Origin of the sequence: Dankookia rubra (assembly GCF_004355005.1) — a bacterium.
Taxonomy (GTDB): Bacteria; Pseudomonadota; Alphaproteobacteria; order Acetobacterales; family Acetobacteraceae; genus Paracraurococcus; species Paracraurococcus ruber_A.
The window spans coordinates 1-17,588 of record NZ_SMSJ01000013.1; the positions used below are offsets into that span (position 1 = coordinate 1).

Below are 17,588 nucleotides of genomic sequence, written 5' to 3' on the forward strand. Positions count from 1 at the left end.
ATCGGCGCCTGCCCGGCCGCGGCGCTGCCCGCGGCAGGTCCCGCGCCGGTGCCGGGGCCCTCGTTGCCGACCGAGGCGGCGAGGGTCACATCCCGCTCCGAGCCGCGCAGCGCCGAGGTGCTGGCGCCCGCCCCCGCCGCCGCGAGCGCCGCCGGCCCGGCCGGCCGCACCGGCGGGGAGGAGGCGATGCCGGCATTGATCGGCTTGGTGATGTCCTCGTCGGTGCTGCGGGCCCCGATATAGCTGGTGCCGGCATAGGTCGAGCCGACGCCCGCCTGCTCCGGCGTGTCGCGCGTCGAGGCCGTGCTGCCGATGGCGCCGCCGCCGCCGGTCCAGCCGCGCCCGGAAGCGTCCGGGTTCACCGCCGGCAGGCTGTCCTGCGTCGCGCTGCTGCCGGCGGACCGGCCGCCGATCAGCCCGCCGCCGCCGGTCCATTCGCCGGCGGCGCCCGCGACGTCGGTGCCCGCGGCACCGGCCCCTGGGCCGCCCGCCCCGGCGGCACCGGTCACCGGGCCTCCGCCGGGGCCACTGGCGTGCCATTCCGCTTCGCGCGCGTCGAGGTCGACGGCGCCGTGCCGCTCCAAGGCCTCGCCAACCGGCCAGACCATCGCCTCCGCCACCTCGGCCGAGACCAGGACGCCGCCGCGGCGAATGCCTTCCTGATAGAGGACGCGGTCCTGCTCGGGGATCGGGAGCGTCCGCAGCGAGGCGGGGACGCCGTGCTGCGCCGTGTCGCGCCCCGCATCGGAGGCGGCATGAATCTGCACGCGGTCGCGGCCGAGGCCGTGTTCCTGGATGATTGACTGAACCGCGCGTTCCGCCTCCGGGCGGCTGTCGAACAAGCCGGTGATGGTTCGCATGACGTGTCTCTCCTGCTTCTTGTTGCCCGTCCCGGGTGCCGGGTGGGGTGGCAGCCGCTCGATCGCCGCGGACTGCCGGCGCAGCGTCACCGGGACCGCCGCGCGGCGGTCCTCGGTGCGGAGGCGCACGCGCACCTCCTCCCGCAACACCAGCCGCCGCTCGACGACCAGTTCCTCCTCCACCACCGGGATGACGAGGGTGTCGCCTTCTTCCCGGACGGACGGAAGCTCGGCCACTTGGCGGCCGATCGGCACGCGCTCGACCTCGACGCTGCGCTGGCGCAGCACCTCTTCCACCAGGCGGGAGTCCTCGGCGGTGGTGACCGAGACGCGGACGCGGCCGGTGTCGCGCCATTGCTTAGCTATACGAAGTCGCTCTTCGAGCAGCGGAATGACCTGCTCTGCCGCGTCCTGCTCCATGCGGTGTTCCCTGGCGCGATGAAACCTCAACGGCGGCGATGGCGCGGATGTTCCGCCCGGCAGCGCATCGTCACCCTGGTTGCGCCGAAGTTACAAAGTGCCCCCCGTTGTCACGGCGATTGCGTCGGGCCATGTTGCGGGCCGGGGCCGGAACAGGCCCGAGCGGAACGTCGGCGGGCACCGCCCGCCATGCAGGGAGGATACAGATGGCAGGCAATCGCTTGAGCCGGCGCACGATGCTTCGTTCCGGAGCCGGAGTTGTGGCGGCGGGGACGCTTGGCGCACCTATGGTGCATGCGCAGGGCACGGGCGGTTCGCTCCGCTTCGCCTTCTGGGACCACTGGGTTCCGGGTGGCAACGACGCGCTGAAGAAGCTCGCGGCCGATTGGGGCGAGAAGAATCGCGTCAACGTTTCGCTCGACTTCATCAACACCACCGGCAACCAGCTCCAGCTGACCGCCGCCGCGCAGGCGCAGTCGGGCAACGGGCATGACGGCATCTCGCTGACGCCCTGGGATGTGGGCGCCTATGCCGACCGGCTGGAGCCGGTCGACGACGTCATCCAGCGGCTCGAGGCGAAGTACGGCCAGATCAACCCGGTCGCCAAGTTCCTCGCGGTGCATGGCGGCAAGTGGCGCGGCATCCCGGCGACGTCCGGCACCCAGAACAAGCCGGCCTGCGTCCGCTTCGACCTCATGCAGGAGCATGCCGGGATCGACGTCCGCGCCATGTGGCCCGCGAGCGGCGAGCGTGGCCCGGGTGCCGATACCTGGACCTGGGACACCTTCCTGAAGGCGGCCGAGGCCTGCCAGAAGGCCGGCTTCCCCTTTGGCCTGCCGATGGGCCAGTTCTCCGATGCCGTCGATTGGGTCGGCGCGCTCTTCCTCAGCTACGGCGCGCAGATCACCAACGCCAAGGGCGAGCCCACCATCAAGGGCAACGAGAAGCTGAAGCAGGCGATCGACTACGGCGTGCGGCTGTCGAAGTTCCTGCCGAACGACGTCTGGGCCTGGGACGACGCCTCCAACAACCGCGCCCTGATCTCGGGCAAGTCGGCGCTGGTCTTCAACCCGCCTTCCGCCTGGGCGGTCGCCAAGCGCGACAACATCGCGGTGGCCGAGAAGTGCTGGACGGTGCCGATGCCGGCCGGCCCCGCGGGTCGTTTCCTGGCCTACCTGCCCTTCACCACGGGCATCTGGTCCTTCGGCAAGAACAAGGCTGCGGCCAAGGCGATGCTGGAGTTCTTCAGCCAGCGCGAGAGCGCGGAGTTCACCACCAATACCAGCGGCGGCTACGACATCCCGCCCTTCGCCACGATGTCCGACTTCAAGATCTGGGAGACCCAGAACCCGCCGGTCGGCACCATCGCCAACTACCCGCTGAAGCCGCACCACCAGGCGAAGACCTCGATCGCCTTCGACCCGGCGCCGCCGGAGCTGGCCTCACAGATGTACATCCAGGCGCTCAACACCAAGGTGATCGCCCGTGTCGCCCAGGGCGGCGAGACGATCGACCAGGCGATGGGCTGGCTGGAGCGTGAGATCAACAACATGCGTCGCGGCTGAAGCAAGGCGTGCACGGCGGGGGGCGGCCGCGTGCCGCCCCCTTTCGCCATTTGAGCAGGAGAGGCCGCCATGGCCCTGGATGCCACCACCATCACCGAGACCGGGCGTCCCGCGGCGCCGGCCACCGGGGGGATGACGCTGCAGCGCTTCGCGCGGCGCCGTTCCACGATCGCCTTCCTGATGGCGCTGCCGCTGATCGCGGTGATCGCCGGGCTGGTCGCCTGGCCGGCGGGCTATGCCATCTACCTCTCCACCCTGAACCGGCGGATGACCAGCTTCATCGGCCTCGGCAATTTCGAGATCCTGCTGGATTCCGAGACCTTCCGGATGGTGATCTGGCAGAGCTGCATCTTCGCCATCACCGCCGTGGTGCTGAAGGCGCTGCTCGGCTTCTGGCTGGCGCATATGCTGCACCACATCCCGACCAAGGGTCAGCGGGTCTGGCGCGGCATGCTGCTGCTGCCCTGGGTGGTGCCGCCGGCGCTGTCGACGCTGGGGTGGTGGTGGATGTTCGATCCCAGCTATTCCAGCCTGAACTGGCTGCTGACCGCGATGGGCGGGCCTTCCATCCCCTGGCTCGGCGAGCCCGGCTGGGCGCGCGCCTCGGTCATCATCGTCAATGTCTGGGCCGGCACGCCCTTCTTCATGATCATGTACCTGGCGGCGCTGAAATCGGTGCCCGACCAGCTCTACGAAGCCGCCGCCATCGACGGCGCCACCGGCTGGCAGGGGCTGCGCTTCGTCACCCTGCCGATGATGCGCAACATCATCAGCATCACCGTGCTGTTCAGCCTGATCGTCACCTTCGCCAACTACGACATCGTCCGGGTGCTGACCAATGGCGGGCCGCGCGACCTGACGCATGTCTTCGCCAGCTATGCCTTCCAGGTCGGCGTGCTGTCGGGCAACATCCCGCGCGGCGCGGCGGTGTCGCTGTTCATGTTCCCGCTGCTTGCCACCGTCGCCTTCTTCATGTTGCGCGGCGTCAACCAGCGCAACCGGGAGATGGCATGATGTCGGCCTCCGCAGCCTCCCCCTCCGCCGTTCTTCCAGGCGTTGCCCGCAAGGTCGGCTCGCTCCGCAAGGAGCGGCGCTGGGCGCTGATCACCGCCTATGTGTCGCTGGTCGTCGCCGCCATCGTCATGCTGGCGCCGCCCTTCTACATGCTGATCACCAGCCTGAAGACCAGCGCCGAGATCTCCAACCCGGTCGGCACGCCCTGGATCGTCCGCAACCCGACGCTGGAGAACTACTGGGCGCTGATCAGCGACCCGATGTTCCGCGGCTTCTTCTTCAACAGCATCAAGATCACCGCGGCGGTGGTCTGCGTCACCATGGTGATCTCGGTCCTCGCCGCCTTCTCGCTGGCGCGGATGAAGTTCTTCGGCAGCGGCCTGCTGGCGACCGGCGTCTTCCTGACCTACCTAGTGCCGGACACGCTGCTCTTCATCCCGCTCTACCAGATCGTCGGCGGGCTCGGGCTGCTGAACTCGATCTGGGGGCTGGTGCTGGTCTACCCGACGCTGACCGTGCCCTTCTGCACCTGGATCATGATCGGCTACTTCGCCTCCATCCCGAAGGAGCTGGACGAGGCGGCGCTGATCGACGGCGCCAACTGGATGCAGATGCTGACCAAGATCTTCATCCCCGTGGCGCTGCCCGGCATCATCGCGGCGACGATCTTCGCCTTCACCGTGTCCTGGGCGGCCTTCGTCTACCCGACCGCCTTCATCACCCGTCCCGACGAGATGCCGCTGACCATCGGCGTCGTCTCCCAGCTCATCCGCGGCGACACCTTCGCCTGGGGCCAGCTGATGGCGGGCGCGCTGCTGGCGGCGCTGCCGCCGGTGATCGTCTACGCCTTCCTCATGGACTACTACATCGCCGGGCTCACCGCCGGCGCGACCAAGGGCTGACACCGTCCGGTCGCCGGCCTGTCCGGGGCATCGCCCCGGACAGGCCGGAGGCGTGGATCGGCCGGGAGGAGAAAGAACAGATGGCGCAGGTTTCCATCCGCAAGGTCGTCAAGGAATACGAAGGCGGCGTGCAGGCGGTGAAGGGCATCAACCTCGAGATCGACGACCATGAATTCGTCGTCCTCGTCGGCCCATCCGGCTGCGGCAAGTCCACCACGCTGCGGATGATCGCGGGGCTCGAGGAGATCTCGGGCGGCGAGATCGCCATCGGCGGCGGCGTGGTGAACGACATCCCGCCGCGCGACCGGGACATCGCCATGGTGTTCCAGAACTACGCGCTCTACCCGCACATGTCGGTCTACGACAACATGGCCTTCGGCCTGATGCTGCGGAAATTCCCGAAGGAGGAGATCCGCCGCCGGGTCGAGAACGCGGCGCAGATCCTCGACATCAAGGTGCTGCTCGACCGCAAGCCGAAGGCGCTCTCGGGCGGCCAGCGGCAGCGCGTGGCGATGGGCCGCGCCATCGTCCGCGACCCCAAGGTGTTCCTCTTCGACGAGCCGCTCTCGAACCTCGACGCCAAGCTTCGCGTGCAGATGCGGACCGAGATCAAGAAGGTCCACCAGACCGTCAAGACCACCACCGTCTACGTCACCCACGACCAGGTGGAGGCGATGACGCTGGCCGACCGCGTGGTGGTGATGAACCACGGCGTGATCGAGCAGGTCGGCCCGCCGCAGGAGCTCTACCACCACCCGCAGACCAAGTTCGTCGCCGGCTTCATCGGCAGCCCCGCGATGAACTTCATCCCGACCCGGCTGGTCGAGACCTCCGGCGCGTTGAATCTCGAGCTGTCCAGCGACATCGTGCTGCCGATCCCGGAGGACCGCATCGGCCGCTACAAGGCCCATGCAGGGCGAGAATTGCTCTTCGGCATCCGGCCCGAGCACATGACCGAGGTGCGCCCGAACGACCACCGCCCCGGCCTCGCCAGCTTCCACGCGACGCCCGAGGTGGTCGAGCCGATGGGCGCCGAGACGCTGCTGCATTTCTGGAAGGATGGGCACGAGATCTGCGCCAAGTTCGACCCGGGCGTCGCGGTGGAGCCGGGCGTGCGGACGCCGATGGCGATCGACATGAACCGCATGCACCTGATCGACCCGAAGACCGACCGCGTCCTGTAATCGCCGAAGGCCCGGGGGTGGCCACGCCCTCGGGCCTGCCCTAGGGAAGACCCATGGACAGCTATACCCCGGTACTGATCGCCGCCGACACGCTCGAAGCCCTCGTCGCCAAGATCTTCGTCGCCAATGGCTGCGCGGCGGCGGAGGCCGGGCGCATCTCCCACCACCTGCTCGGCGCCAACCTCGCGGGGCATGACAGCCACGGCGTGGTCCGCGTGCCACGCTACGTCGAGTGGCAGCAGGCCGGCTACATCCTCGCCGGCCAGTCGGCCGAGATCGTCACCGACGGCGGCGCCTTCGCGCTGCTCGACGGCAAGTTCGGCTTCGGCCAGACCGTGGCGCCGGAGGCCTGCGCGCTCGGCATCGAGCGGGCGCAGAAGCACGGCACCGCCATCGTCGCGCTGAAGAACGCCGGCCATGTCGGCCGCATCGGCGCCTATTCCGAGCAGGCGATCGCCGCGGGGCTGATCTCGATCCATTTCGTCAACGTCGCGGGCTCCGTGCTGGTCGCGCCCTTCGGCGGAACGGAGCGACGCTTCTCCACCGCTCCCTTCAGCGTCGGGGTGCCGACCGACCCGCCGGTCGTGCTCGATTTCGCGACGTCGCTGGTCGCGGAAGGCAAGGTCCTCGTCGCCTCGAACGGCGGCAAGGCGCTGCCGCACGACGCGCTGATCGAGCCGGACGGCACCCTCTCGGCCGACCCGCATACGCTCTACGGCCCATATGAACAGGTCGGGCCGCGCAGTCCCTCGGCTGGGCTCGGCGCCATCCGCGCCTTCGGCGAGCACAAGGGCTCGGGCCTCGCCTTCATGTGCGAGCTGCTGGCCGGCGCCTTCACCGGCGGCGGCACCTCGGGCCCCGTCGATGTGCGGGGCCGCATCGCCAACGGCATGCTGTCGATCTACATCTCGCCGCAGCACTTCGGCACCGCTGCCGAGTTCAAGCGCACCGCCGAGGACTATGTCGCCTGGGTGAAGTCCTGCCGCCCCGCCACCCCGGGCGGCGAGGTGCTGGCCCCCGGCGAGCCGGAGGCGCGGCTGCGCGCCGAGCGCCTCGCCAAGGGCGTGCCGCTGCAGCCCGACACCTGGGAGAGCATCGTCCGCTGCGCCCGGGCGCTTGGCGTCACCGTCCCGAATTGACGTGTCGGATGACCAGACGCCGGCGGCGCGCTACCTGCGCTACGCCGCGATCCGCCGCAGCCTGCTGAGCGCGGCCTCGCAGCGCATCCCGCTCGCCAGCGTCGCCAGCCAGGCGCGCGCGCTGACGCTCTGGGACGGCAAGCAGGTCCGCCCGGCGGATGAGATGCAGCTCGCCGCGGTGTTCGACCTCGGCGTGCTCGACCCTGTGGGTGGCCATGGCCGCGCGATCGAGCGCCAGGCGCGGGCCGAGCCGCCGCTGCCGGGCAGCGAGGAGGACCGCATGCTGCGCGCGCTGGGCGAGGCGCGCTTCGGCCTCTACCGGATCCTCGGTCCGCGGGCGGAGGGCGGCGTCTCCGCCGAGGCCTTCCCCGACGGCAGGCCGCTGGTGATCTGGGACAACCACCTCACCCGCAACCGGGCGCCGGGCGCGCTGGTCGGGCTGCGGCTGGCCTTCCCGGACGAGGACCTGGCGATGACCTGCGGCACCGCCATCTCGCTCGACAGCCGGGTGCTGGAGCGCCTCCTGCTCGGCACCCCGCCGCAGCGCGGCCCGGTGATCCCTAACCTGCCGCGGCCTGAGGACGGCCCGGCGCTCGAGCGGCTGATGGCGGAAGCCGCGGCGCGGCTGCGGCTGGCGGCGCTGGCCGCGGCGCCGGGCTTCGCCGCGAAGGTCACCCGCACCGCCCTCGATCTCGGCCTGATGGGCCCCGTCCTCGGTCGCACCCCGGCCGATTTGCTGGCCCAAGGCTGAGCCGCCACGGAGTCACCGACCATGCACCGCCTCCTCGGCCTTGCCCTTGCCATGCTGCTGCTCGCGCCCGTGGCGCAGGCCTTCCCCGACCGTCCCATCACCCTGGCCACCGGCTATGCCCCGGGCGGCTCCACCGACATCGCGGCCCGGATCCTGGCGGAGCGGCTGGCGGCCAATCTCGGCAACGGTGCGCGGGTGGTGGTGGAGAACCGGCCGGGCGCCGGCGGCATCGTCGCCAGCGAGTGGCTGAAGCGGCAGGCGCCGGACGGCCATACCATCATGCTGGTCGAGAGCTCCTCCCACGCCATCGCGCCGAATGCCCTGGTGGGCGGCACGCGCTACGACCCGGTGGCGGACTTCTCCCATCTCGGCGTCATCGGCACCGCGCCGCTGGTGCTGGTGGTGAACAAGGACCTGCCCGGCGCGACGCCCGCCGCGGTGGTGCAGCATCTGCGCGGCGCGCCGCCCGACAGCATCGCCTATGCGACCTCGGGCGTCGGCACCATCGTCCACCTGGCCTCCGAGATGCTGGCGCTCGACCTCGGCACCCGCTTCGTCCACGTGCCCTATCGCAGCGGCGGGCAGATGCTGACGGCGATCTTCCAGGGCGACGGCAAGTTCGGCATCGCCGTGCTCGCCTCCGCCGCGCAGCAGGTGCGGGACGACATGGTGCGCGGCATCGCCGTCACCGGCGACCACCGCTTCCCGACCTTCCCCGACCTCCCGACCCTGGCCGAGGCCGGCGTGCCCGGCTTCGACCTGGTGACATGGAACATCCTGCTGGGACCGCCGGGGATGCCGGCCGAGATCCAGGCGGCGCTGAACCGGGCGCTGAACGCCTCGCTCGCCGAGCCTGCCCTGCAGCAGCGGCTGCTGACCGCCGGCGTCGATGCCTGGACCCGGCCCAACGGCCCGGAGGAAGCCCGCGCCTTCCTGGCACGGGAGGTCGAGAAGTTCCGCGTCGTGGTGCAGCGGACAGGGGTGAAGCTGGAACCCTGACCGCGTCCCCTTGCCCGGCCCATCGTCTGAAGGCTAACTGACGGCCCATGGGGAAGGGCGCCGGGACCCGCGCGGCTTGCGTCAGGGGGACCGGATGTGTCGGATCGGGCTGAGACTGTGGATACGGTGCCGCCGGCGCCGAAGCTGCTGGCGCTCGCGCTGCAGCATGTGCTGGTGATGTATGCCGGCGCCGTGGCGGTGCCGCTCATCATCGGCCGTGCCGCGAAGCTGCCGCCGGACCAGGTGGCGCTGCTGGTCAATGCGGATCTTTTCGCCTGCGGCATCGCCACGCTGATCCAGTCGCTCGGCATCGGGCCCTTCGGCATCCGCCTGCCGGTGATGATGGGCGTGACCTTCGCCGCGGTCGGCCCGATGGTGGCGATGGCGACCAACCCCGATCTCGGCCTGCTCGGCATCTTCGGCGCGGTCATCGCCGCCGGCATCGTCACCATGCTGATCGCGCCCTTCGTCAGCCGGCTGCTGCCGTTGTTTCCCTCCGTCGTCACCGGCACGATCATCCTGATGATCGGCATCTCGCTGATGCGGGTCGGGGTGAACTGGGCGGCCGGCGCCGCGTCCCCCGCCATGCCGGGCTATGGCGACCCGCTGCATCTCGGGATGGCGGCCGGCGTGCTGGTGCTGATCCTGCTGGTCACCAAGCATGCCCGTGGCTTCCTCGCCAATGTCTCGGTCCTCGTCGGCATCGTCGCCGGCTGCGCCGTCGCCTGGGGCATCGGCCATATGGGCTTCGCCAAGGTCGCGGCGGCGCCCTGGTTCGCGCCGGTCACGCCTTTCGCCTTCGGCATGCCGCGATTCGACCTCGTCGCCATCGTCACGATGAGCATCGTCATGGTCGTGGTGATGATCGAATCCGCAGGCATGTTCCTGGCATTGGGGGAGATGACCGGGCGGCGCGTGGACCAGGCGGCGCTGACCCGCGGCCTGCGCACCGACGGCATCGGCACCCTGATCGGCGGCATCTTCAACACCTTCCCCTATACGTCGTTCTCGCAGAACGTGGGCCTGGTCGGCGTCACGGGGGTGACGTCGCGCTACGTCACCGCGGTCGGCGGCGGCGTCATGCTGGCGATGGGGCTGGTGCCGAAGCTCGGCGCGCTGGTCGAGAGCGTGCCGCTCTTCGTCCTCGGCGGCGCCGGCATCGTCATGTTCGGCATGGTGGCGGCGACCGGGGTGCGCATCCTGTCCGGCGTCGACTACCAGGGCAACCGCCACAACCTCTACATCGTCGCCATTGCCATCGGCTTCGGCCTGATCCCGCTGGTGGCGCCGCAGTTCTTCAAGGCGATGCCGCATGCGCTGGCGCCGCTGCTGGAGAGCGGCATCCTGCTCTCGGCGCTGATGGCGGTGGTGCTGAACCTCTATTTCAACGGCATGGGCTCGGCCGCCGCGGCGCAGGACGACGCCGCCGCCACGGCCCGGGCCCAGGAGGCGGCGCACTGATGGACCCGTACCTGCAGGAATGGGCCAGCCTGCTGCTGCGCTGGCTGCATGTGCTGAGCGCCATGGCCTGGATCGGCACCAGCTTCTACTTCATGCACATCGACGCCATGATGAAGGCGGATCCCGGCATCCCCGGCGGCCGCGGCGGCCAGATGTGGGAGGTCCATGGCGGCGGCTTCTACCAAGTGAGGAAATGGCTGGTGGCGCCGGCCTCGCTGCCGCCCGACCTGCTCTGGCACAAGTGGGAGGCCTATACGACCTGGCTCTCCGGCTTCTGCCTGCTGGCCTGGATCTATTACGGCGCCGCCGACCTCTACCTGATCGACCCAGGCGTGGCGGCGATCGGGCCGGCGACGGCGGCGGCGATCGGCATCGGCGCGCTGGTGCTCGGCTGGGTGGTCTACGACCGGCTCTGCAAGTCGCGCATCGCGGGGAACGAGGTGCTGCTGGCCGGCACCTGCTTCGCCTTCGTGATGCTGCTGGCGCTGTTCTTCCAGCAGGTCTTCTCCGGCCGCGGCGCCGTCATCCATACCGGCGCGGTGCTGGCGACCTGGATGGCCGGCAACGTCGCCATGATCATCATCCCGAACCAGCGGAAGTCGATCGCCGCGCTGATCGCCGGGCAGCAGCCCGACCCGGCCTTCGGCAGGATCGGCAAGATCCGCAGCACGCACAACAACTACCTCACGCTGCCCGTGCTGTTCCTGATGCTGGCGAACCACTATCCGATCGTCAGCTCGACGCCCTTCGCCTTCGTCGTCGTCGGGTTGATCCTCGTCGCCGGTGCCATGATCCGGCACTTCTACAACATCCGCCACCATGCCGGTGGCAATCCATGGTGGACCTGGGCGGTCGCCGCGCTCTGCATCATCCTCGCCGGCGTCATCAGCCTGACCTCCTCGCCGGTGGGCCGGGACAGGCTGGGCTTGGCGGCAGCGGAGCCGCCCGGGGCCACGCTGCCGCGGGGCGTCGCCGCGCCGCCCGGGCAGGTGGTGGAGATCGTCCTCGGCCGCTGCTCGATGTGCCACGCGGCGGAGCCGGTCTGGGCCGGCATCGCCGTCGCGCCGAAGGGCATCCGGCTGGACACGCCGGAGCACATCGCCCGCGCGGCGCCGGCGATCCGCGCGCAGGCGGTGATGAGCCAGGCCATGCCGCCGAACAACATCACCGGGATCGAGCCGGAGGAACGCCGGGTGCTGGCGGCCTGGCTGCGTTAGGCGCCGCCGCCCATCCGCCGCCAGAGCATTTTCCGCTCGCATGCGTTCACGGCCAATGCTCCAGGTCATTGTGTTCAGAGCATCCTCACCCGATCAGGTGATCCCACCTGATCGGGATCTGCTCTAGCCGCAGTCGGCCGCCCGGCCCTCGATGAACTCCAGCAGGCAGGTGCCGTAGCGCAGCGTGAACCGAGCATCGGCGCCGCCGCCATGGCCCGTGACCTCCTGCGGCCGGTCGAGGAAGAGCAGCGCGCCGACCCGCGGCGCGCCCAGGCTGCGGAACAGCGCGGCGCGGCGGTCCGGGTCGGGGTCGAATTCGTCGCGGGCGAAATTCGCCACCACCACCCGGGCGCGCGGGCTGCGGGCGGCGCGCACCACCTGCTGCAGGTCATCGAGTGCCCAGGCCCAGGCCGGGCTGCCGGTCGCGCCATGCGCCGCCGGCGCCACGGCCACCACGCCGTCCACCAGGCCCGGCACGTCGAGCGCCTGCAGCGCGTTCCAGGCGCCGCGGGACTGGCCGCCCATGACGATGCGGTCGTAGCCCTGCGCCCGCAGCGTCCGGAGTGTCTGCTTCAGCCATTCGGCGGCGGTGTCGGTCTCATCGGTCGACGGGTCGCGGTCGAAGCGCAGCACGTCGTAGCCGGCATTGTTGAAGACCCGGACATGCGGCTGCGGCTGGCTGCCGCGGCTGTCCTGGCCGCCGGCGGCGCGGCCATGCGCCCAGACATAGGCGCCGCGCGCTGCCTTCGGCCCCTGCCAGAGGAAGCGGCCGTCCGGCACCAGGGACCAGCCCGCGCCGGCCTCGACCGGGGCAGCGGGGGCGGGGGGCGGGGCGGGGCTTTCCATCCCGGGCCAGACCACCGCGAGGTCCGCGGCATAGACCCGGCAGTCGCTGCCGCCCCAGGACGCGCAGAGCTCCACGGCGCGCTTCGCCGTCGCCGCCGCGTCCGGCAGCGCGGCGGCCCAGCCCCAGGCGCCTTCCGGGCTGAGCGCGAAGGCGCGCGGCGTCGCCTGCAGCAGGAAGCGGGCATAATCCTCGCGGCCCGCGGGGCCGAGATGCGGCACGGCGGCGGCATCGAGGACGGGGATGCGCGGCGGCTCCGCCCGGGCAGGGAGGAGGGCAACGGCGCAGAGGATAAAGGACAACAATATGTGATATCCCATAAAAGTGAGGAAACCACATCGCCGGGCTGGATTGCAACAAGCCTCTTGTCCGCCGCGCCCCGACCGGGCAGGACAGCCAGGTTTTCCCGCCGCGCGGCCCCGTCGCGCGGCTGCCCCGACGGGGCCGACCAAGGACGTTTCCGATGCGCGTGAAGGACGTGAAGAAGGTGGTTCTCGCCTATTCCGGCGGGCTCGACACCAGCGTCATCCTGAAATGGCTGCAGACCACCTACCAGTGCGAGGTGGTCACCTTCACCGCCGACCTCGGCCAGGGCGAGGAACTCGGCCCGGCCCGCGACAAGGCCCTGCTGCTCGGCATCAAGCCGGAGAACATCTTCGTCGACGACCTGCGGGAGGAGTTCACCCGCGACTTCGTCTTTCCGATGTTCCGCATGAACGCGCTGTATGAGGGCCAGTACCTGCTGGGCACCTCGATCGCCCGGCCGCTGATCGCCAAGCGTCAGATCGAGATCGCCGAGCAGGTCGGCGCCGATGCCGTGGCCCATGGCGCGACCGGCAAGGGCAACGACCAGGTCCGCTTCGAGATCGGCTACTATTCGCTGAAGCCGGAGGTGAAGGTCATCGCCCCCTGGCGCGAATGGGACCTGACCAGCCGCACCGCGCTGATCGCCTTCGCCGAGGCGCACCAGATCCCGATCGCCAAGGACAAGCGCGGCGAATCGCCCTTCAGCGTCGACGCCAACCTGCTGCACTCGAGTTCCGAGGGTAAGATCCTCGAGGAGCCCTGGGACGCCCCGGACGAGATGGTCTGGCAGCGCACCCTCAGCCCCGAGGCCGCGCCCGACACCCCGACCGAGATCACCATCGAGTTCGAGCGCGGCGACGCGGTCGCCATCAACGGCGAGCGGCTGTCGCCGGCCATGCTGCTGACCAAGCTCAACGCGCTCGGCAGGGCCAACGGCATCGGCCGGCTGGACCTGGTGGAGAACCGCTTCGTCGGCATGAAGTCGCGCGGCTGCTACGAGACGCCCGGCGGCACCATCCTCTATGTCGCGCACCGGGCGATCGAGAGCATCACCCTCGACCGCGAGGCGGCGCACCTCAAAGACTCGCTCATGCCGCGCTATGCCGAGATCGTCTACAACGGCTTCTGGTTCAGCCCGGAACGCCGGATGATCCAGGCCATGGCGGACGAGAGCCAGGCCAGCGTCTCCGGCACCGTCCGCCTCAAGCTCTACAAGGGCAACACCATCGTCACCGGGCGGCAGTCGCCGAACAGCCTCTACTCCATGAAGCACGTGACCTTCGAGGACGACCAGGGCGCCTACGACCAGTTCGACGCGCAAGGGTTCATCAAGCTGAACGCGCTCCGCCTCCGGCTCGGCGCCATGGCCGGCCGCAAGGGCGGCGCGCTCTAGGCGCCCGAACCGATGCGGGAGATGGCGCGGCGGCACGGCCTGCGCGTGGTGCTGCGCCATCTCTACGAAGCGGGGACGCCACCCGCCAAGCGCTTCCGCTATGCCCTGCTCGGGCTCGACATCCTCAGCATCGCCTGGATCGTCATCGCGTCCTTCCTGCCGCCGAGCAGCCTCGTGCTCACGCTTGACGTGCTGCTCGGCCTGGTGCTGGCGAGCGAGTTCGGCATGCGCATCGCCGCCAGCGGCGTGCCGCTGCGGAGCCTGGTCAACCCGTTCAACCTGGCCGACCTGGTCGCCATCCTGTCGCTGCTGCTGGCGCCGCTGCTGCAGGGTGCGATGGCCTTCCTCCGCGTGCTGCGGACGCTGCGGCTGCTGCATTCGGTGAAGCTGATCACCACGCTGCGCAGCGACCTGCCCTTCTTCCGCCGCAACGAGGAGGCGACGCTGGCCGCGGCGCAGCTCCTCGTCTTCCTTTTCGTCATGAGCGGCGTCGTCTTCGAGACGCAGCACCGCGCCAACCACGGCATCGGCAACTATGCCGACGCGCTCTATTTCACCGTCACCACGCTGACCACGACCGGCTTCGGCGACGTCACCCTGCCGGGGACCACCGGGCGGCTGCTCTCGGTGGTCATCATGCTGGCCGGCGTCACCCTCTTCCTGCGGCTGGCCCAGGCATTGTTCCGTCCGACGAAGGTGCGCTACCCCTGTCCCGCCTGCGGGCTGGAACGGCATGAGCCGGATGCCGTCCACTGCAAGGCCTGCGGCCAGTTGATCAACATCCCGGATGAGGGGAATGCCTGACCCGATGCGCACCATGTCCTTGGCGCTGCTGCTCGCCGCGCTGCTGCCGGCCGGACAGGCCCTGGCCCAGGCGGCATGCCCGGGCCACCTCTCGGCCACCGCCCTGGCGCCGGTGCCGCGCGAGGCGGTCTACGGCATCGCGCTACGCAACGACGACGCCACCGGCCGGGCGCTGCGCGACCGGGTCTTCGCCGCGCTGCGCGCCGCCGGCCACCGGGTGGGGGAGCCGGCGACGCATGTGCTCTCCTGGCGCGGCAGCCTCTCGGCCGACGGCGGCCGCGGCGGCGGCGCCGACCCCTTCAGTTTCCGTGACGCCGACAACAACCGCGACGGCGACGACCTCGGCTGGATGCGGGATGTCCCGCGCAACCGGCGCGGCGGCGCCGCGCCCGTCCGCCGGCTGAACGGCAATGTCGAGTTGCGCGAGCGCGCCAGCGGCCGGGTGGTCTGGACCGCCGTGCTGTCCTGCGACCGGCAGGGCGACGACCAGGCGGCGCTGATCGGCACGCTGGTCGGCGCCGTTGTGCCGGTGATCGGCCAGACCGTCGCCGGCCGGGCCTTCTGATCTCCGCCGCCAGCCACGGCCGGCATCCGCGGCTGGAGCGGACTGGCGGCTCGCCTATTCCGCCTTGATCCCGGTCTCCTGCACGATCTTCCGCACCACCTCGCGCTCGCGCGCGATGCGGGCGGCGAAGGCCGCCGAGCCCTCGGCCGCCGGGTCGTTGCCGGCCATCATCAGCTTCTGCCGGGTCGGCTCGTCGGCCAGCGCCGCCTGCATCGCCGCCTCCAGCCGGGCGATCACCGGCGCCGGCGTGCGGGCCGGGGCAAACAGCCCGTTCCAGCTGGTCAGGTCGAAGCCGGGGAAGCCGCTCTCGGCGATGGTCGGCAGGTTTGCCAGCGTCCCGCGCCGCTCCCCGCTGGTCAGCGCGATGCCGGCGGCGCGGCCGTCCTCGACCAGCGGGCGGAAGGTGTTGGCGGTGCCGATCGCCGCGTCGACCACGCCACCGGCGAGGTCCCGCGCGCTTTCCGCCCCGCCGCGGTAGGGGATGTGCTCCAGCGTGATCCCGGCCCGGCTGGCCAGCAGCGCCCCCGCCAGGTGGCCGACCGAGCCGGTGCCGGGCGTGCCGTAGCTGACGCCCGGGTTCTTCTTCGCATAGGCGATGAACTCCGCCAGCGTCTTCGCCGGGAAGCCCTTCTTCACCACCAGCACATAGGGCAGCGACACCGCCTGGCCCACCGGGGCGAAGGCCTTGTCGTGGTCGTAGGACAGGCCCTTCACCAGGAAGGGCACCACCAGGAAGCCGAAGCTGTCGAAGAGCAGCGTATAGCCGTCCGCCGGCGATTGCGCGACGACCCCTCCGGCGATCGACCCGCCGGCGCCGGTGCGGTTCTCGATGACGATGGGCTGGCCGAGCGCCTCCGACATCTTCGGCGCCAGCAGGCGGATCACGGTGTCGGACTGCCCGCCCGGGGCGAAGGCGACGACGACGCGGACCGGGCGGTCGGGAAAGCCGCCCTGCGCATTGGCACGGCCAAGCGCCGGCAAGGCGAGCGTGGCGGCGAGGAAGCTGCGGCGAGCCGGCATGGCAAGGGTCTCCCGATAGTTGAGCGAAGGCTGCATTCGGCTTCGTGGCACGGTCAAGCCGGCGCCGGCGCCCGTTCGCCGGTCATCTCCACGCGTTCCTGCGGCAGGGCATTCGGATGGCGGGCGGCCAGCCAGCCGATCAGGGCCTCCCGCATCAGGCAGCGCAGGTCGAACATCCGCCCGGCATTGCTGGCGCTCATCAGCACGCGGATCTCCATGCTGCGCTCCTTCAGGTCGGTCACCTGCACGGCGAAGACCCGCCGGTCCCAGAGCGGCGTGGCCTCGAGGATGCGCTTGGCCTCGGCGCGGATCGCCTCGACCGGCACGGTGTAGTCCACGTAGACGAAGACGGTGTCGAGCAGCTGCGTGGTGCGCTTGGTCCAGTTCCGGATCGGCCGTTCCATGAAGTAGTTCAGCGGCACCACCAGGCTGCGCTGGTCCCAGGTGGTGATGGTGACATAGGTCGCCGTGATCTCCTCGACCGTGCCGTAGTCGCCCTCGACCACCACCGAGTCGCCGATGCGGATCGGCTGGGTCAGCGCCAGCTGGATGCCGGCGATCAGGTTGGAGACCGCCGGCCGCGCCGCGAGGCCGGCGACGATGCCGGCGACGCCGGCCGAGGCGAAGAGGCTGAGCCCGACCGCCCGCACCGCCGGGATCTGCGTCAGCACCAGCCCGGCGGTCAGCGTCACCCCGGCCGAGACCGCCAGCCGCCGGAAGACCACCAGCTGGGTGCGGCGGCGGCGGGTGATCCAGTCCTCCTCCCCGGTCCAGGCGCGGTCGAGCCAGGCATCGAAGAGGGCCGCGACCTTCCGCGTCAGCATCCAGCCCAGCGCGGCGATCAGCGCCAGGTCGGCCAGCCGCGTCGCCGCCGCCACCAGCTGCCGCGGCAGGTCGAGCTCCGGCAGGATGGCGATCAGCGCCAGCAGGGCGACCGCCACCCGCACCGCGCCGCGGCCGTCCCGCAGCAGCCGCTGCAGCACCGGCGCCTGGTGGTCGCGCAGCAGCCGGTCCAGCGCGGCATGCATCAGGGCCAGGGCGCCGAGCGCCAGTGCCGGCGCGGCGACGAAGCCGAGCAGCAGCGAGAGCCAGAGCGGGGTCGGTCCGGGCAGCAGCATGCGGTCACCTCCTGCGGCAATCCGGG

General features: G+C 70.7%; 16 protein-coding genes. 12 read left to right on the top strand and 4 right to left on the bottom strand.

The window, feature by feature from the left end:
* The coding region (locus E2C06_RS38710) for a YsnF/AvaK domain-containing protein (RefSeq protein ID WP_206664522.1) at positions 1–1,280 on the bottom strand (1,280 nt) is incomplete at its 3' end.
* A 236-nt stretch (positions 1,281–1,516) separates the two neighbouring features.
* Here E2C06_RS38710 and E2C06_RS12425 point away from each other — a divergent pair.
* From E2C06_RS12425 to E2C06_RS12465, 9 genes are all read left to right on the top strand, one after another.
* Positions 1,517–2,845, top strand: a complete 1,329-nt coding sequence (locus E2C06_RS12425) for an ABC transporter substrate-binding protein (RefSeq protein WP_241671241.1) — start codon at positions 1,517–1,519, stop codon at positions 2,843–2,845.
* A gap of 69 nt (positions 2,846–2,914) precedes the next feature.
* Entirely contained in the window at positions 2,915–3,859 is a 945-nt protein-coding gene (locus tag E2C06_RS12430; RefSeq protein WP_133288928.1) for a carbohydrate ABC transporter permease, read from the top strand.
* Positions 3,856–4,761, top strand: a complete 906-nt coding sequence (locus E2C06_RS12435) for a carbohydrate ABC transporter permease (protein WP_133288929.1) — start codon at positions 3,856–3,858, stop codon at positions 4,759–4,761. Before E2C06_RS12430 ends, E2C06_RS12435 begins: the two co-directional genes overlap by 4 nt.
* 29 nt (positions 4,762–4,790) lie before the next feature.
* Complete coding sequence (locus E2C06_RS12440) at positions 4,791–5,945, top strand: ABC transporter ATP-binding protein (protein ID WP_277751818.1); 1,155 nt, start codon at positions 4,791–4,793, stop codon at positions 5,943–5,945.
* Between the two features lie 53 nt (positions 5,946–5,998).
* Positions 5,999–7,084 carry a malate/lactate/ureidoglycolate dehydrogenase gene (locus E2C06_RS12445; RefSeq protein ID WP_133288931.1) on the top strand — a complete coding sequence of 362 codons (1,086 nt, stop codon included), beginning with the start codon at positions 5,999–6,001 and terminating at the stop codon, positions 7,082–7,084.
* Position 7,085: 1 nt separating this feature from the next.
* Positions 7,086–7,835, top strand: a complete 750-nt coding sequence (locus tag E2C06_RS12450) for a hypothetical protein (protein WP_133288932.1) — start codon at positions 7,086–7,088, stop codon at positions 7,833–7,835.
* A gap of 21 nt (positions 7,836–7,856) precedes the next feature.
* Entirely contained in the window at positions 7,857–8,834 is a 978-nt protein-coding gene (locus E2C06_RS12455) for a Bug family tripartite tricarboxylate transporter substrate binding protein (RefSeq protein ID WP_133288933.1), read from the top strand.
* 96 nt (positions 8,835–8,930) lie between these two features.
* Entirely contained in the window at positions 8,931–10,295 is a 1,365-nt protein-coding gene (locus E2C06_RS12460; protein ID WP_133288934.1) for a nucleobase:cation symporter-2 family protein, read from the top strand.
* On the top strand, positions 10,295–11,512 hold the full coding sequence (locus tag E2C06_RS12465; RefSeq protein ID WP_133288935.1) for a urate hydroxylase PuuD: 1,218 nt from the start codon (positions 10,295–10,297) through the stop codon (positions 11,510–11,512). The genes E2C06_RS12460 and E2C06_RS12465 overlap by 1 nt, the downstream gene beginning before the upstream one ends.
* A gap of 123 nt (positions 11,513–11,635) precedes the next feature.
* Here E2C06_RS12465 and E2C06_RS12470 read toward each other — a convergent pair whose 3' ends face one another.
* Positions 11,636–12,661, bottom strand: a complete 1,026-nt coding sequence (locus tag E2C06_RS12470) for an alpha/beta fold hydrolase (RefSeq protein WP_133288936.1) — start codon at positions 12,659–12,661, stop codon at positions 11,636–11,638.
* Between the two features lie 158 nt (positions 12,662–12,819).
* On the opposite strand from E2C06_RS12470, the gene E2C06_RS12475 reads away from it, so the two are divergent.
* From E2C06_RS12475 to E2C06_RS12485, 3 genes are read left to right on the top strand one after another with little or no spacing between them, the layout of a single operon-like run.
* On the top strand, positions 12,820–14,055 hold the full coding sequence (locus tag E2C06_RS12475) for an argininosuccinate synthase (RefSeq protein ID WP_133288937.1): 1,236 nt from the start codon (positions 12,820–12,822) through the stop codon (positions 14,053–14,055).
* Positions 14,056–14,067: 12 nt separating this feature from the next.
* Positions 14,068–14,859, top strand: a complete 792-nt coding sequence (locus E2C06_RS12480; protein WP_193560452.1) for a potassium channel family protein — start codon at positions 14,068–14,070, stop codon at positions 14,857–14,859.
* Positions 14,852–15,424 (top strand): hypothetical protein, encoded by a 573-nt coding sequence (locus tag E2C06_RS12485; protein WP_133288938.1) that lies wholly within the window; start codon positions 14,852–14,854, stop codon positions 15,422–15,424. The genes E2C06_RS12480 and E2C06_RS12485 overlap by 8 nt, the downstream gene beginning before the upstream one ends.
* A 54-nt stretch (positions 15,425–15,478) precedes the next feature.
* On the opposite strand, the gene E2C06_RS12490 is transcribed toward E2C06_RS12485, so the two are convergent.
* The gene (locus E2C06_RS12490) at positions 15,479–16,444 is read right to left on the bottom strand and encodes a Bug family tripartite tricarboxylate transporter substrate binding protein (RefSeq protein WP_165982356.1); all 966 of its coding nucleotides are present in this window, start codon (positions 16,442–16,444) and stop codon (positions 15,479–15,481) included.
* A gap of 53 nt (positions 16,445–16,497) precedes the next feature.
* A complete protein-coding gene (locus tag E2C06_RS12495; RefSeq protein WP_133288940.1) occupies positions 16,498–17,562 on the bottom strand; it encodes a mechanosensitive ion channel family protein in 1,065 nt (354 codons plus the stop codon).
* Positions 17,563–17,588: the final 26 nt, after the last annotated feature.

Excerpts from the sequence above, each read along its gene's own strand:
- E2C06_RS12475 (WP_133288937.1), top strand. The coding sequence starts at position 12,820 with ATGCGCGTGAAGGACGTGAAGAAGGTGGTTCTCGCCTATTCCGGCGGG.
- E2C06_RS12485 (WP_133288938.1), top strand. The coding sequence starts at position 14,852 with ATGCCTGACCCGATGCGCACCATGTCCTTGGCGCTGCTGCTCGCCGCG.
- E2C06_RS12430 (WP_133288928.1), top strand. The coding sequence starts at position 2,915 with ATGGCCCTGGATGCCACCACCATCACCGAGACCGGGCGTCCCGCGGCG.
- E2C06_RS12445 (WP_133288931.1), top strand. The coding sequence starts at position 5,999 with ATGGACAGCTATACCCCGGTACTGATCGCCGCCGACACGCTCGAAGCC.
- E2C06_RS12495 (WP_133288940.1), bottom strand. The coding sequence starts at position 17,562 with ATGCTGCTGCCCGGACCGACCCCGCTCTGGCTCTCGCTGCTGCTCGGC.
- E2C06_RS12455 (WP_133288933.1), top strand. The coding sequence starts at position 7,857 with ATGCACCGCCTCCTCGGCCTTGCCCTTGCCATGCTGCTGCTCGCGCCC.
- E2C06_RS12425 (WP_241671241.1), top strand. The coding sequence starts at position 1,517 with ATGCTTCGTTCCGGAGCCGGAGTTGTGGCGGCGGGGACGCTTGGCGCA.
- E2C06_RS12465 (WP_133288935.1), top strand. The coding sequence starts at position 10,295 with ATGGACCCGTACCTGCAGGAATGGGCCAGCCTGCTGCTGCGCTGGCTG.
- E2C06_RS12480 (WP_193560452.1), top strand. The coding sequence starts at position 14,068 with ATGCGGGAGATGGCGCGGCGGCACGGCCTGCGCGTGGTGCTGCGCCAT.
- E2C06_RS12435 (WP_133288929.1), top strand. The coding sequence starts at position 3,856 with ATGATGTCGGCCTCCGCAGCCTCCCCCTCCGCCGTTCTTCCAGGCGTT.
- E2C06_RS12490 (WP_165982356.1), bottom strand. The coding sequence starts at position 16,444 with ATGCCGGCTCGCCGCAGCTTCCTCGCCGCCACGCTCGCCTTGCCGGCG.